This window comes from Myxococcaceae bacterium JPH2, assembly GCA_016458225.1.
Classification (GTDB): domain Bacteria; phylum Myxococcota; class Myxococcia; order Myxococcales; family Myxococcaceae; genus Citreicoccus.
The window spans coordinates 25,771-40,562 of the sequence record JAEMGR010000013.1 but is presented as its reverse complement, the minus strand read 5'-3'; the positions used below and the strand labels follow the sequence as shown (position 1 = coordinate 40,562).

The window sequence follows — 14,792 nt, the reverse complement described above, 5'->3', positions numbered from 1 at the left end:
CCGCGAAAGGCACACGCACACCCATGACATCGCCCACGGTCCTGGTCGTCGACGACGACCGCGCCAACCTCGATTCGGTCGCCCGCATCTTCCAGCGGGAAGGCTTCGCCACGCTCACCGCGGCCCAGGGCACCGAGGCGCTGGAGATGCTCCGGCGCCCCGAGGTGAGCGTGATGGTGACGGACCTGATGATGCCCGGCATGGACGGGCAGGAGCTGCTCAAGGCCAGCCGCGCCATCCGCCCGGACGTGGAGGTGGTGCTGATGACCGCCTACGGCACGGTGGAGACGGCGGTGGCGGCCATGAAGGACGGCGCCTACGACTTCATCACCAAGCCCCTCAAGCGCCACTCGCTGGTGAAGGCGGTCCAGAAGGCGCTGGAGAAGCAGGCGCTGGTGGCGGAGAACCAGTCGCTCAAGGCGAAGCTGGCGGAGATATCCCCCTCGGGTGGGAAGGCCATGGTGGGCCAGTCCCCTGCCTTCCGCGCCATGCTGGACACCCTGCGGCAGGCCGCGCCCTCCACCGCCACCGTGCTCCTGCTGGGCGAGTCCGGCACGGGCAAGGAGCTGGCCGCTCGCGCGCTGCATGAGTACTCGTCGCGAGCCCGGGCCGCCTTCATCGCGGTCAACTGCGGCGCGCTGCCGGAGAGCATCCTGGAGGCGGAGCTGTTCGGCGTGGAGCGCGGCGCCTTCACGGGCGCGGTGGCCCGGCGCGAGGGCCGCTTCGAGCGCGCCCACGGAGGCACCCTCTTCCTGGATGAAGTAGGCGAGCTTCCCCTCACCGCGCAGGTGAAGCTGCTGCGCGTGCTGCAGGAGGGAGAGCTGGAGCGGCTGGGCGGCACGCAGACGGTGAAGGTGGACGTGCGGCTCGTCGCCGCCACGAACAAGGACCTGCAGAAGGAGGTCGCGGAGGGCCGCTTCCGCGAGGACCTCTACTACCGCCTGCACGTGGTGGAGATCCGCGTGCCCGCGCTGGCCTCGCGCCGCGAGGACATCCCCCTGCTGGCGGATGCCTTCCTGCGCCGCTTCGCCGCGAAGAACGCCAAGGTGCTGCGCGGCTTCTCCGCCGAGGCGCTGGGCGTGCTGGAGAACTACGCGTGGCCCGGCAACGTGCGCGAGTTGGAGCACGCCGTGGAGCGTGCCGTGGTGCTCGCCCGCGGCGAGGTGCTGGAGGCCAGCGACCTGCCCGAGTCGGTGCGCAAGGGGCCGCTCGGCTCCGCGGGTCAGCTCGTCATCCCCATTGGCACGCCCATGGAGGAGATCGAGCGCCGGGTGATCCACGAAACGCTGCGCCACACCCGGGGCGACAAGACGCTGGCCGCGCGGCTGCTCGGCATCGCCGCGCGCACCATCTACCGCAAGCTCGAGCGTGAGCAGACCGGCCCGGAGACGCCCCCTCCCCCAGGCGTGCCGGACTGACAGGGCGTCACACCAGCCCCCGCTCGCTTTTGACAATTTGTCCGCACAGCGGCGCGGGCCCGCTCGCCCCCTCCGGCGCGTCCGCTATTCCGAAATAATTCCGAGCACTTGGCCGTAAGGCTCAAGTTCTCTGCCCGCCCCCGCCGGTGGCACTTGGCTTGCTGAATCCGGGGCTGGCTTTCTCTTGGAAGCGTGATGGAACTCTTCTTTCGCAAATACTTCTGGACGGTGAGCTTGCTGTTCATCCTGTTCGTCGCCTTGCTGGCGGCGCGCACGGTGAACCTGTTCGTCGAGTCCGCCATCGCGCCGGCCCCTTCATCGGGGCAGTCCGCGCGCGCGCCGCACCACGCTCGTGCGGCGGAGACCAGCGTGGCCTCGCTCGACATGGAGCGGTTGTCCAAGCTCACGGGCATCAAGATTCCCGAGCCCGAGGTGGCGGTGAAGGAGCCTGAGGGTCCCCCGCAGATGGATCCCAACGCGCCCCCTGCCAAGAGCGGCATGCGCGTGAAGCTGCTGGGCACGCTCGTGGCGGCCAACCCGGATTGGTCCTTCGCGTCCATCCAGGACATGGTCACGCAGCGCTCGCAGACGTACATGATCGGCAACACGCTGCAGGGCGCCACCATCATGGAGATCGAGCGCGAGCGCGTCATCATCAACAACGGTGGCCGCCGTGAGTTCATCGACGGGCAGCCGGGTGACGGTGCCGTCGCGGCCTACACGCCGCCGCCCACCACCGCCCCCGCCAACACCGCGCCGCCCGCCGGAAACGGCCTGGGCAACGGCATCAAGGCCCTCAGCGAGAACGAGTACGAAGTGCCCAAGGCGGAGATTGACCGCACCCTGGGCAACCTCAACGACGTGGCCATGCAGGCGCGCATCGTTCCGGCCTTCAAGGATGGGCAGGCCGTGGGCTTCAAGCTCTTCTCCATCCGCCCGGATTCCATCTATTCGAAGATTGGCGTCCAGAACGGTGACGTCATCCGACGCATCAACGGCTTCGACATGAACAGTCCAGAGAAGGCTCTGGAGGTCTACTCGAAGCTGAAGGACTCCTCTCGTATCGAGATCGAGATCGAGCGCAACGGAGCGCCGATCCGCAAATCGTACAACGTCCGTTAAACACCCCCAGCAGCGCCCGCTCCTCCATGAAGACGCTCCTGTCCTGGATGCTCTGTCTGTGCTTCGCGCTCGCCGCTCCCGCGTGGGCGCAACGCCGTCCTTCGCTGCCCGACAACACGCCTCCGGGTGCGCGGACGATTTCCCCGCAGGCGCCCGCCGCGCCCGCCACGAACCAGGGCTCCGGCAACGAGCCCCAGGGCTCGCGCACCACGCCCACCTGTGAGGACGCCCGGCGCCATGCGCGCTACGGCATCTACTTCGACAAGGTGGAGATCGAGAAGCTGGTGCAGACCGTCTCGGACGCGACCTGCAAGACGTTCATCCTTCCGGAGAACGTGCGCGGGAAGATCTCCATCATCGGACCGGAGAACGGCCGCGTGGAGGTGGACGCGGACGCCTTCTACTCCGCGTTCCTCGCCGCGCTCGACGCCAACGGGCTCGCCGTCTACCCCTACGGGCGCTTCCTGAAGATTGTCGACAAGCGCTCCGCCAAGCAGAACCCCATCCCCACCATCACGGATCCGGATCAGCCGTACACCACCAACGAGCAGATGGTGACGAAGCTGTTCAAGATCAAGAACGTGGAAGTGGAGCCCCTGCGCGGCGTGCTCCAGCAGCTCGTGTCCAAGGACGGCGACACCATCCCGTTCCCGCCGGACACCATCATCATCAACGACGTGGGCTCCAACATCCACCGTCTGGAGCGGCTGATTGATCAGCTCGACAGCCGCGCCGCCAGCGACGAGATGCGCGTCATCCAGGTGCAGTACGCCACCGCGCAGGACGTGGCCACCACGGTGCAGCGCCTCTTCGAGTCCAAGACGACGCGCCCAGGCCAGCGCCCCGGCTCGTTCACGCCGCCCGTCAACCCGGGCGGTCCTCCCGGAGAGGGCGCCGTGTCCCCGGGTGGCCAGGAGGCCAGCGGTGGTCCGGTGACGCTGACGCAGATCCTCCCGGACGAGCGCACCAACAAGCTCATCATCGTCGCCAGCCCCGCGGCGTTCGCGCGCATCCAGGACATCGTCCGGGAGATCGACATCCCGGCGGGCGGCGGCGGTCGCATCAACATCTACGCGCTGGAGAACGCCAACGCGGAGGAGCTCGCCGCCACGCTCCAGTCGCTGGCGCAGGGCACGGCGAATCGCCCGCGCAACCTCCCCCCGCCCCAGGCTCCCGGCGGCATTCAGCGCCCGGCGGGCACCCAGGCGGCGGAGCTGTTCAGCGGCGAGGTGAAGATCTCCGCGGACAAGGGCACCAACTCGCTCGTCATCATCGCCAGCCAGTCGGACTACAAGAACCTGGTCCAGGTCATCCAGCAGTTGGATCAGCCGCGCCGCCAGGTGTTCGTCGAGGCCGTCATCATGGAGGTGAACCTCGACCGCAACAGCGAGTTCGGCGTCAACGTCCACCAGGGCTTCAGCCTGAAGGCGGGTGACAACGACGCCGCGGGCATCGTGGGCACGAAGTACACCTCGTCCGGCGCGCCTCCGTCGTTCAGCCTCGCCAACCTGGCCAGCTTCGGCGGCTTCCTCGCCGGCATCCAGGGCCCGGTCATCCCCGCGCTGAAGAACCTGGGCATCGACATTCCCGCCTTCGGCGTGGTGCTGCACGCGCTCCAGCAGTCCTCGGACGTCAACGTGCTGTCCACCCCGCACATCCTCACCAGCGACAACGAGGAGGCGGAGATCACCGTGGGCCAGAACGTCCCGTTCCAGTCCGGCTTCTCGCCCTCCAGCCTGGGCGGCGCCGCGGGTGGCACCGGCACCACCGGCGGCCTCAACCCGTCGCTGCTCGCGTCGCTGGGTGGCCTGGGCTCGCTCTACGCGCCCATCACCCGCCAGAACGTGGAGCTGAAGCTCACCGTCAAGCCGCAGATCAACGAGAGCGACTACATCCGGCTGGTCATCACCGAGCAGACCGAGGAGATCGCCTCCACGGATCCGGTGCTCGGCCCCACCACCAGCAAGCGCAGCGCGAAGACGACCGTCATCGCCAAGGACCAGGAGACCGTGGTCATCGGCGGCATCATGCAGGACCGCACCATCGAGTCCGTGGCCAAGGTGCCGGTGCTCGGTGACATCCCGCTCATCGGTCACCTGTTCCGCCAGACGACGAACAAGAAGACCAAGACGAACCTGCTGCTCTTCCTCACGCCCTACATCATCCGAGGCCAGGAGGACTTCCGCCGCATCTTCGAGCGCAAGATGAAGGAGCGTCAGCAGTTCGTTGAGCAGTTCTACGGCCAGGTGGCGGGCTACGACGTGGCGGTGGACTTCAGCCGCAAGCCCGGTCCGCTCATGCGCATGAACCAGGCCGTCATGAAGGAAGAGCAGCGCGTGGAGAACGGCGGCCCGGGCTCCGCTGGCGAGCGCGTCATCCGTCCGGCCACGCCCCAGGCTCCCCCGCCGGCCCCCCGCACGAACCAGCCGTCCGCCGCCCCCTCGCCCGCTCCCGGCGCGGGCCCCGAGGTCCAGGCACCGCCCAACGGCGCCGCCCAACGGGACTTCGCGCCGCCCCCCGCGGGTTCCGACAAATCAGCGCCCGCTCCGAGCGCGCAGCCCGAGGCCCCCGCGTCCCGTCCGGACGCGTCGCCCGAGCGCCTGCGCATCCAGCCGGGCCAGGGGGAATGAGTCCATGAACGTGACCGCGGATCCCACCACTCAAGGCGCCGCCGCGTCCGGCGCCGCGCCGCGCAACGACGCCACGCAGGTCGTCGCCCATGGCCAGGCCTATCTCTGCGGCCGGCCGCTGGGGGAGATCCTCCGCGCGCTCGTCCCGGCCCTGACCGAGGAGAAGATCCAGGAGGCGCTCGCCACGCAGGCCGAGAAGGGCGGCCGTCTGGGTGAGGTGCTGGTCGGATTGAAGGCGGTCACCGAGGAGGACGTGGCGCGCGCGCTCGGCCACCAGCTCGACCTGCCCTACCTCCAGCGCATCTTCACCGAAGAGGTGGATGTCGAGCTGGTCAAGCGCATCCCCATCAACTTCGCCCGCCAGACGCACATCCTGCCGCTCGCCGTGGAGGGAGACGCCGTCATCCTCGCCGCGGCGGATCCGCTGGACACCACCGCGCTGGACCACGCGCGACTGCTGCTCGGGCAGAACATCAGCCCGCGCATCGCGCTGGCGTCCACCATCGTCGACACCATCAACGCCGTGTACGACCGCTCGGTCAACGAGGCCGAGCAGCTCGTCGACGAGATGGAGACGACCGAGGACCTGGACTCCCTCGCCCATGAGCTGGAGGAGCCCAAGGACCTGCTCGACGCGGACGACGAGGCCCCGGTCATCCGACTGGTGAACTCGGTGCTCTTCCGCGCCGCCAAGGAGCGCGCGAGCGATATCCACATCGAGCCCATGGAGCGCGAGCTGCTGGTGCGCTTCCGCGTGGACGGTGTGCTCCAGGAAGTCATCAAGCCGCCCAAGCGCTACCAGAACTCCATCGTCGCGCGCGTCAAGGTGATGGGGCAGCTCAACATCGCGGAGAAGCGCCTGCCGCAAGACGGCCGCATCCGCATCAAGCTGGCCGGCCGCGACATCGACATCCGCTTGTCCACCATCCCCACTTCGTTCGGCGAGCGCATCGTCATGCGTCTGCTGGACAAGTCGGCCACGCTGCTGGACCTGGCGGAAATCGGCATGAGCCAGCAGGTGCTGGGCTCCATGTCGGCGGTCATCAAGCGCTCGCACGGCATCGTCCTGGTGACGGGCCCCACGGGCTCCGGCAAGACGACCACGCTCTACGGCGCCCTGTCGAAGATCAACACGCCGGACCTCAACATCCTCACCGTCGAGGACCCGGTCGAGTACCAGCTCAAGGGCATCAGCCAGATGGCGATCGCCCCGAAGATTGGCCTCACCTTCGCCCAGGGCCTGCGCTCCTTCCTGCGCCAGGACCCGGACGTCATCATGGTCGGTGAGATCCGCGACAAGGAGACGGCGGAAATCGCCATCCAGGCCTCGCTCACCGGTCACCTCGTGCTCTCCACGGTGCACACCAACGACGCGGCCGGTGCGGTCACCCGTCTCGTCGACATGGGCGTGGAGCCGTTCCTCGTGGCGTCGTCGCTCACCGGCATCCTTGCCCAGCGCCTCGTGCGCCGGGTGTGCCCGGACTGCCGGCAGCAGTACACGCCCACGGACATCGAGCTGCGGGAGCTGGGACACACCGTGGCGTCGTTCAAGGCGCGCTATGGCGTGGATCGCATCTACAAGGCGCAGGGCTGCCCGGCGTGCAACCGCAACGGCTATCGCGGCCGCACCGGCATCTACGAGTTCCTGACCGTGGACGATGACGTGCGCCAGCTCGTCCTCAAGAACGTGGACGCGGGCACCATCAAGAAGTCCGCCCTGTCCAAGGGAATGTTGACGCTCTTGGAGGACGGCGCGCGCAAGGTGTCGCTGGGCGAGACGACCATCGCTGAGGTGCTGAGCATCACGCAGGAGGACATCTAACCCCGCGCTCCCCTCGCAGGAGCGCCGGGGGGTGAGCCATTCCCATGCCGGTCTTCGAATACAGAGCACTCAACAGCGCGGGCAAGCAGATCAAGGGCCTGCTGGAAGCGGACTCGCCCAAGACGCTGCGCACCAAGCTGCGCGCGGACGGCCTCTTTCTCACGGACGTCCTCGGCCAGGCCGAGGGCAGCCGCGGCGCGGTGTCCCAGGGCGGCAATGCGTCCCTGGTGGCGCGCGACATCAACCTGCGCAAACTGGCGGGCGGGCGCGTCAGCACCGAGGACGTGGCCATCCTCACCCGGCAGCTCGCCACGCTCCTGGGCGCGGGCGTCACCGTGGTGGACTCCCTCAACGCCCTGGTGGACCAGGCGGAGAAGGAGCGCCTCAAGCGCGCCCTCTCGGACATCAAGCAGCGCGTCAACGAGGGCTCGTCCCTGGGCGACGCGTTCGGCCAGCACCCGAAAATCTTCCCCAGCATCTACGTCAACATGGTGCGCGCGGGTGAGGCCTCGGGCGCGCTGGAGACGGTGCTGCTGCGCTTGGCGGACTTCACGGAGAACCAGGCCAAGCTCCAGCAGAAGATCATCGGGACCATGCTCTACCCCGCCATCATGATGGTGGTGGGCGGCGGCATCCTGGTGCTGCTGATGGTCTTCGTCGTGCCGAAGGTGACGAAGATCTTCGAGACGATGAAGGCGACGCTGCCCATCCAGACGCGCATCCTCATCGCCACGAGCAACTTCCTGCAGGGGTGGTGGTTCGTCATCTTCCCGGCCATGGTGGCCGGGGTGATCTTCTTCGCCCGCTGGACGAAGAGCCCCAAGGGCAAGCCCAAGTGGGATCGCTTCACGCTCAAGGCGCCCATCTTCGGCAGCCTCGTGCGCCTGCTGGCAATTTCACGCTTCGCCCGGACGTTGTCCACGCTGCTCAAGAGCGGCGTGCCCATGCTGGCCGCGCTCGACATCGTCAAAGCCATCATGACGAACTCGGTGCTGGCCGAGGCCGTGGAGGACGCCCGCGAGTCCATCCGCGAGGGCGAGAGCATCGCCAACCCGCTCAAGCGCTCGGGGCAGTTCCCGCCGCTCGTCTACCACATGGTCGCCATCGGCGAGCGCTCGGGCCAGCTCGAGGACATGCTCATGTCCGTGGCGGACAGCTATGAGACGCAGGTGAACGTGCGCATCGGCGCCCTCACCTCGCTCCTGGAGCCCATCCTCATCGTGATGATGGGCGCGGTGATTGCATTCGTCGCGTTCTCGATCCTGATGCCGATCCTTCAGGTGAACACGGCCATCCACTAGGGAGCCCGGAAACCGATGAACCACACGCTCGACCGGTGGATCCAACGCGCGACGCTGGCGGGGCTTCTCGCTCTGGCGGCGGCCCTGGTGACAGTGGGAGCGAGGCTGTACGCGGAGCCGACCTCCCGCGCCCAGCCTGGACTCAGCGCCTCGCCCTGAGTCTGACACGACGACACAACGACATCCCGGTGGCTTGCCAGAAAGTCACCCGAAGAGGAGTGCAGAGATGACGACGACGAACACGAAGTCGCAGCGCCGCCGCAACCGTCGGGGCATGACCCTCATCGAGATCATGGTGGTCATCACCATCCTCGGCCTCATCGCGGCCGCGGTGGGCGTGGCCGTGATTCCGAAGCTGGAAGAGGCGAAGCAGGACACGGCTCGCCTGGACATCAAGAGCATCCAGAGCGCCCTGAAGCTCTACTACACGAAGAAGGGCAGCTACCCCGATACGGGCACGGGCCTGAAGGCGCTGGTGGACACGCAGAACCTGGAGAAGGTGCCCACCGACCCCTGGGGTCACGAGTACGTGTACATGAACGAGGGCGGCAAGCCGGTCGTCATGTCGTACGGCGCGGATGGCAACGCGGGCGGCGAGGGCTCGGACGCCGACATCTCCTCCAAGGACGGGGCCGCGAAGCCCTGAAGCAGGCGCGGCCCTCGAACACGAAGTCGACGCGCCTCTCACGTGTTGTCGTAGGAATGGCCCCGATGACCGAGCTTGCTTCCTCACCGACTCCTCCCGCCCAGGCGCGTCCTTCCCGGACTGGGAAGGTCCTGCTCGGCGTCGTCTTCACCGCGGCGACGCTGCTGGCCTTCAGCCTGGTGTGGGCCACCAATGACGCCACGCTCAGCCGGCCGCAGCGACAGGCGCGCGATCAGATTCGCCGCCTGGAGGGCATCTTCAAGTCCTACAACCGGCTGATGGGGCGCTTCCCCTCGCAGGAGGAGGGCTTCCAGCCGCTCCTGGACTCGAAGGTGCTCGGGCAGATTCCGCTGGACCCCTGGGGCCACCCCTACGTGTACCGGATGGAGGGCCGCACGGGCGCCGTGTTGTCGCTCGGCGCGGACGGACAGCCGGGAGGCACGGGGGACGCGACGGACGTCTTCAGTGGCGGACTCGTGGCACAGGGAGGTCAACCTTGAGGTTCTCGCCCTTCTCGGCAGCGTGGCGTCAGCGCTCGCGCCGCGGGCTGACCCTCATTGAAATCTCCATCGCGCTGGCCATCGCCGCGGTGCTGTTCGCCGCCGTGGCCATCGGCATCGGCGCGCTGACGGGCGCCAAGGCGAAGAGCTCCGCGGTGGAGATGGCGGGCGTCATCCGCTCGCTCTACGACTCGGCGGCGCTGAGCGGCAAGACGTGCCGGCTCGTCTTCGAGATTCCCGATCCGAAGACCGAAGAGGCCACGCGCTACCACGCGGAATGCGCGGGCAGCGGCGTCACCACCTCGCGAGACCGGGACGCCGCGCTGCGAGACGACGCCAAGGCGCGCACGGAGCGCGCCCGAGACCACGGCAGCGGGCGCGATGAGCGTCGCAACTACACGCGCTCGGACAACAGCACCCCGTCCGCGCAGGAGCTGATGGCCCAGGAGAAGGAGCGCGTCGAGGAGACGACGAAGTTCTCCTCCTTCACCGCCGAGGAGGTGGGCCCTCGCGAGCTGCCCGCGGGCGTGTCCGTGTCCGTGTGGACGCGGCAGCAGCACACGGCGGTGGAGAGCGGCGTGGCGTACCTCTACTTCTTCCCTCAGGGCTACACGGAGAAGGCGATGGTGTACCTGCGCCAGGGCGAGAACGTGTGGACGCTGGACGTGTCACCCCTCACGGGCAAGGTGAACATCGTCGCCGAGGCCCTGGAGGTCCCCCGCTCATGAGACGCACGCGCGGCTTCACCTTGCTGGAGGTGGTGGTGGCCATGGCCATCCTCTCGCTGGCGCTCATGGCCATCTTCGACCTCAACTCAGGGGCCGTGGCCAACCACGCCTACACCAAGCGGCTCACGGTGGCGGCGCTCCTGGCCCGCTCGAAGATGACGGACCTGGAGCAGAAGCTCTATGACGAGGGCTTCCACAACGACGACGACGAGGACTCCGGCGACTTCTCCGAGGAGGGCTGGCCCCAGTTCAAGTGGCGCGCGCGCATCATCGCGCCCCGCACGCAAGGCGTGTCGCCGGATCAGCTCATCGGCGCCATCTTCAACCTGCCCATGGGTGGCGGCGGAGACGGTGACGGACTGGGCGGCCTCGCGGCCATGTTCGGGGGTGGTGGCGACAAGAAGGGCGGCGACAGCGCCTCGGGCATGACGCAGGGCATGAACGGACTGCAGGGCTCGGCCATGAGCATGGCGCAGCCCATGTTCACGCAGATGGTGGACCAGCTCACCAAGTCCGTCCGCGAGGTGCACCTCACGGTGTACTGGAAGGATGGCAAGCAGGTGGAGAGCATGGACGTGGTGACCCACGTCGTGTCGCTGGGGCCGGGTGGCGACCGCAATGGCTCCACGCCCTTCACGCCCAACCCGGGGACCCAGAGCCAGGCGACCAGCGGCCAGTGGGTGGATCCGTCCACGGGGATGATCGTCCAGAACCCGGTGCCCGGTCCGGACGGCCGCACCATGCTCGACCCGACGACGCGCAAGCCGCTGCAGAACCGCAATGAGTGGCTGCAGCAGCAGAACGGCGGCTCACCGCAGCGCCCGGGCACGGGCGGCATCGTCCCGAACGCTCCGAACAGCCCGTTCGGCCGGCTGAACATGCCGAACTTCGGCGCGGGGAGGAACCTCCAATGAGCGCTCGCAGGAAGCGCCACGCGCGAAGCGGGTTCACGCGGGGCTTCACTCTGATGGAGGTGATGGTCGCCGTGGCCATCACCGCGCTCATGGGCACCGTGGTGGCCATGGCCTTCCAGACCGGCTTCAGCGCCAAGGAGACCGTGGAGGGCGAGGCCGAGCACTACCGGATGGTGCGCGTGGCGCTCAACCGCATGGCCCGCGAGATTGGCTCGGCCTACGTGAGCGACCGGTATGACCTGAAGCGCTTCCGCGATCAGAACGACCGGCCCACCAACTTCGTGGGGGAGCGCGACAAGCTGCTCTTCACCACGTTCGCCAACCAGCGCCTGTACACCGACGTGAAGGAGTCCGACCAGGCGGTGGTGGAGTACTTCGTGGAGTCCTCCAACGACCGCGGCGCGCGCGGGCGGCTGGACCTCAAGCGACGGGTCAACCCCAACGTGGGCGACCGGATGGACCGCGGCGGAACCACGGACGTCCTGTTCGAGGGCGTCAAGACCCTGGAGTTCGCCTACTGGAACTCGGAGAAGAAGGAGTGGGATGACGAGTGGGACACGCGCCGCAACGAGCAGCGCTCCGTGCTGCCCACCCGCGTGCGAATCACCGTCACCGCGCTCGACGAGAATGGGAAGGAAGCGCGCTACACCACGCAGACGCGCGTGATGCTCAACACGGAGCTGCCGAGGTTCTGATGCCCCTGCCCTTCTTCCAGCAGGCGCCCCGACGGAGGCGCCCCGCCAGCGCCGCCGCGCAGCCTCCACAGGGTCCGGTTGTCCGCGAGGGCCGTCGCTCGCGCGGCGTGGCGCTCATCATCGCGGTGGTGGCCATCGCGCTGCTCACGGTGGTGGCCACTGAGTTCGCCTACAACACGCGCGTGGACCTCCAGCTCGCCGCCAACCAGCGGGACGAGGTCCGCGCCTATTACATGGCGCGCTCGGGCATCGCGCTGGGCCGACTGCTCATGCGGTTCCAGAAGCAGGTGGACCAGACGCCCATCCCGAACATCGGCGACCTTCTCAAGCAGATCATGCCCGGCGCGCAGCAGGGAGGCGCGCAGCAGGCCCAGCCGCAGTCGCTCAACATCCAGCTCTGGAAGCTGGCGCGCGTGGACTGCCACATGCTCAAGGGGCTGGTGAAGAGCGAGGGCGCCACCGACGAGGAGGGCCGCTCGGAGACCGCGCCCGTGAAGGTGGACTCCAAGTTCCGGATGGAAGAGGAGGACGAGGAGCAGGGCGGTTCCTCCGAGGTCGCGTCGCAGATGCACAAGCGCTCCTTCGGCGGATTCGAGGGCTGCTTCCTGGCCACCATCAGCGACGAGGAGGAGAAGCTCAACGTCGTGCGACTGAACTCGGGCGCGGGCGATGCGCTGCCCACCGCGTCGCGGCTCTTGGACATGATGTCCGACAAGCGCTTCGAGTTCCTCTGGGACCACGAGGACGCCAACAAGGTGCGCACCACGCCCCAAGAGGTCCTGCTCGCGATGAAGGACTGGGCCGACGATGACACCTCCCAGTCCAACCTGAACTTGAAGGACCCCACCAACCCGCTGGTGAATGGCTTCGCGGACGAGGGCTCGCCCTACAGCCGCTATGAGCCGCGCTACGAGCCGAAGAACGCCCGCTTCGACAGCCTGGACGAGCTGTACCGCGTGCACGGCGTGAACGACGCGTTCATGGCGGCCTTCCGGGACCGGCTCACGGTGTACCCGGACCCCAACTCCAAGCCCAACATCAACACGGATGATCCGGTGATGCTCGGGCTGGCCATCATGTCCGCGGCGGACCCGAGCCGGCCGGATCCCCGGCTGACGGATCCGGTGTTCCTCAACGAGCTGATTTCCCGCATCCGCGCCGCGCGCATGTTCAGCTTCTTCGGGATGTCCGTGCAGGACTTCCTCGCCGTGATGGAGGCGGCGGGGGTCGCGACCAACCCGAGCATCAAGAGCAACGTCGCCAACAATCGCTACCTGGGCGACAAGAGCACGACGTTCACCATCAAATCCGTGGGAGAAGCGGGCAGCGTCCAGAAGACGCTCACCGCGGTCATCCGGCTCGACGACGGGCTGGGCAAGCTCCTGTACTGGAGAGAGGAATAGCATGGCCCGCATCCTTGGCCTGGACCTCGGCAGCCAATCCGTGAAGGCGGTGGTGCTGGAGTCCAAACAGAAGGGACACACCCCCAAGGCCTACGCCGAGGTGCGCCGCGCGCCCGAGGGCGACAAGGCGGAGACGCTGCGCGCCGCGCTGCGAGAGCTGATGGCGGCGATTCCCCCCGGGCACCTGGATCAGGTCGTCATCGCCCTGCCCGGTCCGGGGCTCACCACGCACGCGCTCCAGCTCCCCTTCTCCGACGCCCGTCGCGTGGAGGCGGCGCTGCCGTTCGAGATTGGCAGCCAGCTCCCCTTCGACATCTCCGAGTCCGTCTACGACTACCAGGTCGTGGGGCTGAAGGACGCGGGCAACCCCAAGGACAAGGCCGCGGACCTGCTCGTGGGCGTCGTCCGCCAGGAGGAGATGAAGGGCCTGCTTGGGCTGCTCGGTGAAATGAAGCTCGACCCGCGCGTCGTCACGCACCCGGGGCTCGCCTATCAGAACCTGCTCCAGCAGGCGCCGGGCCTCTTCCAGGGCGTGGGCGAGGGCGGCACGGTGGCGGTGGTGGACATCGGGCACGAGCGCACGTCCGTGGCCATTGGCCGGCCGGGCCAGGGCGTGGAGATGGCGCGCACGTTCGCGGGCGGCGGCCGGGACCTGAGCCGCGCGCTGGCCACCGAGTTCCAGACGTCCTATCCCGAGGCGCACCAGTGGAAGGAGCAGCACGGCGCCATGGCGGGCGCGGCCCAGGGGCCGGACGCCGAGCGCGCCGCGGCGGCCTTCGTGCGCGGCATCCAACCCGTGCTGCGCGAGCTGCGTCAGACGTTCAAGGCCTTCACCGCTCGCACTCGCCAGCAGGTGGACGCGATCGTCCTGAGCGGTGGCACGGCGAAGATGCCCGGGCTGGCGGAGCAGCTCAGCCAGGACCTGCGGGTGCCCGTGCGGGTGCTCGCGCTCCCCGCGGACTCGACGGAGGTCATCCCCGTCGCGCAGCAGTCCTCGGCCGCTCAGGCATACGCGCTGGCCATGCGAGGCAATGCCTCGGGCGCGCGCGCGCCGCGCTTCAACCTGCGCCGGGGCGAGTTCGCCTTCAAGGGCGACTTCGACTACGTGAAGGACAAGCTGGGGCTGCTGGCGTCGTTCGGCGTCACGCTCCTGCTCTTGCTCGTGGCGTTCGGCGTCGTGCGCAACACGGTGCTGTCGCGCCGCGAGGCGCAGGTGGACGCCGTGCTGTGCGACACCACGCAGCGCATCCTCGGCACCTGCGAGAAGAACTACGACCGCGCGCTCAACATGCTCAAGGGCGTGGAGAGCCCGGCGGCGGCGCTGCCGCAGCTGTCCGCCGTCAACCTGCTGTCCGAGGTGACGCAGCGGATTCCCCCGGAGATCCCGGTGAAGTTCGACCGCATCCAGATCGACCTGGACCGCATCATCCTCCAGGGTGAGACGGACAGCTCGAAGCAGATCGACGCGCTCTCCACGGCCTTGAAGAACCACCGCTGCTTCAAGGAAGTGAAGGAGGGCAAGGTGGAGAAGACTCGCGACGGGCAGAAGCTCTCCTTCCGCCTGGACGTGCAGGTGCAGTGCCCCGGCGAGCAGCAGGGCGGGGAGAGCTAGG

The 14,792-nt window shown here is 68.1% G+C and carries 12 protein-coding genes; all 12 read left to right on the top strand.

Features of this window, described 5'->3' with window-relative positions:
- Window positions 1-23 precede the first annotated feature (23 nt).
- The 12 genes from JGU66_20580 to pilM all read left to right on the top strand — a co-directional run bounded on the left by JGU66_20580 (window position 24) and on the right by pilM (window position 14,791).
- Window positions 24-1,418, top strand: coding sequence for a sigma-54-dependent Fis family transcriptional regulator (locus JGU66_20580; protein MBJ6763172.1), 1,395 nt, complete (start codon window positions 24-26; stop codon window positions 1,416-1,418).
- Between the two features lie 195 nt (window positions 1,419-1,613).
- Entirely contained in the window at window positions 1,614-2,540 is a 927-nt protein-coding gene (locus JGU66_20575) for a general secretion pathway protein GspC (protein ID MBJ6763171.1), read from the top strand.
- A gap of 26 nt (window positions 2,541-2,566) precedes the next feature.
- Window positions 2,567-5,170 (top strand): type II secretion system secretin GspD, encoded by a 2,604-nt coding sequence (gene gspD, locus JGU66_20570; GenBank protein ID MBJ6763170.1) that lies wholly within the window; start codon window positions 2,567-2,569, stop codon window positions 5,168-5,170.
- A 4-nt stretch (window positions 5,171-5,174) separates the two neighbouring features.
- Entirely contained in the window at window positions 5,175-6,992 is a 1,818-nt protein-coding gene (gene gspE / locus JGU66_20565; GenBank protein MBJ6763169.1) for a type II secretion system ATPase GspE, read from the top strand.
- A gap of 44 nt (window positions 6,993-7,036) precedes the next feature.
- Complete coding sequence (gspF, locus tag JGU66_20560; protein ID MBJ6763168.1) at window positions 7,037-8,293, top strand: type II secretion system inner membrane protein GspF; 1,257 nt, start codon at window positions 7,037-7,039, stop codon at window positions 8,291-8,293.
- Between the two features lie 226 nt (window positions 8,294-8,519).
- Window positions 8,520-8,939, top strand: a complete 420-nt coding sequence (gene gspG / locus JGU66_20555; GenBank protein MBJ6763167.1) for a type II secretion system major pseudopilin GspG — start codon at window positions 8,520-8,522, stop codon at window positions 8,937-8,939.
- Between the two features lie 56 nt (window positions 8,940-8,995).
- Entirely contained in the window at window positions 8,996-9,439 is a 444-nt protein-coding gene (locus tag JGU66_20550) for a type II secretion system protein GspG (protein ID MBJ6763166.1), read from the top strand.
- On the top strand, window positions 9,436-10,167 hold the full coding sequence (locus JGU66_20545; protein MBJ6763165.1) for a type II secretion system protein: 732 nt from the start codon (window positions 9,436-9,438) through the stop codon (window positions 10,165-10,167). Before JGU66_20550 ends, JGU66_20545 begins: the two co-directional genes overlap by 4 nt.
- On the top strand, window positions 10,164-11,081 hold the full coding sequence (locus tag JGU66_20540) for a prepilin-type N-terminal cleavage/methylation domain-containing protein (protein MBJ6763164.1): 918 nt from the start codon (window positions 10,164-10,166) through the stop codon (window positions 11,079-11,081). Before JGU66_20545 ends, JGU66_20540 begins: the two co-directional genes overlap by 4 nt.
- Window positions 11,078-11,776, top strand: a complete 699-nt coding sequence (locus JGU66_20535; protein MBJ6763163.1) for a prepilin-type N-terminal cleavage/methylation domain-containing protein — start codon at window positions 11,078-11,080, stop codon at window positions 11,774-11,776. Before JGU66_20540 ends, JGU66_20535 begins: the two co-directional genes overlap by 4 nt.
- Complete coding sequence (locus JGU66_20530) at window positions 11,776-13,179, top strand: general secretion pathway protein GspK (GenBank protein ID MBJ6763162.1); 1,404 nt, start codon at window positions 11,776-11,778, stop codon at window positions 13,177-13,179. The genes JGU66_20535 and JGU66_20530 overlap by 1 nt, the downstream gene beginning before the upstream one ends.
- A gap of 1 nt (window position 13,180) precedes the next feature.
- Window positions 13,181-14,791, top strand: coding sequence for a pilus assembly protein PilM (gene pilM, locus JGU66_20525; GenBank protein ID MBJ6763161.1), 1,611 nt, complete (start codon window positions 13,181-13,183; stop codon window positions 14,789-14,791).
- The last annotated feature ends 1 nt before the right edge of the window (window position 14,792 follow it).

Excerpts from the sequence above, each read along its gene's own strand:
- JGU66_20580 (MBJ6763172.1), top strand. The coding sequence starts at position 24 with ATGACATCGCCCACGGTCCTGGTCGTCGACGACGACCGCGCCAACCTC.
- JGU66_20575 (MBJ6763171.1), top strand. The coding sequence starts at position 1,614 with ATGGAACTCTTCTTTCGCAAATACTTCTGGACGGTGAGCTTGCTGTTC.
- gspD (MBJ6763170.1), top strand. The coding sequence starts at position 2,567 with ATGAAGACGCTCCTGTCCTGGATGCTCTGTCTGTGCTTCGCGCTCGCC.
- gspE (MBJ6763169.1), top strand. The coding sequence starts at position 5,175 with ATGAACGTGACCGCGGATCCCACCACTCAAGGCGCCGCCGCGTCCGGC.
- gspF (MBJ6763168.1), top strand. The coding sequence starts at position 7,037 with ATGCCGGTCTTCGAATACAGAGCACTCAACAGCGCGGGCAAGCAGATC.
- gspG (MBJ6763167.1), top strand. The coding sequence starts at position 8,520 with ATGACGACGACGAACACGAAGTCGCAGCGCCGCCGCAACCGTCGGGGC.
- JGU66_20550 (MBJ6763166.1), top strand. The coding sequence starts at position 8,996 with ATGGCCCCGATGACCGAGCTTGCTTCCTCACCGACTCCTCCCGCCCAG.
- JGU66_20540 (MBJ6763164.1), top strand. The coding sequence starts at position 10,164 with ATGAGACGCACGCGCGGCTTCACCTTGCTGGAGGTGGTGGTGGCCATG.
- JGU66_20535 (MBJ6763163.1), top strand. The coding sequence starts at position 11,078 with ATGAGCGCTCGCAGGAAGCGCCACGCGCGAAGCGGGTTCACGCGGGGC.
- JGU66_20530 (MBJ6763162.1), top strand. The coding sequence starts at position 11,776 with ATGCCCCTGCCCTTCTTCCAGCAGGCGCCCCGACGGAGGCGCCCCGCC.
- pilM (MBJ6763161.1), top strand. The coding sequence starts at position 13,181 with ATGGCCCGCATCCTTGGCCTGGACCTCGGCAGCCAATCCGTGAAGGCG.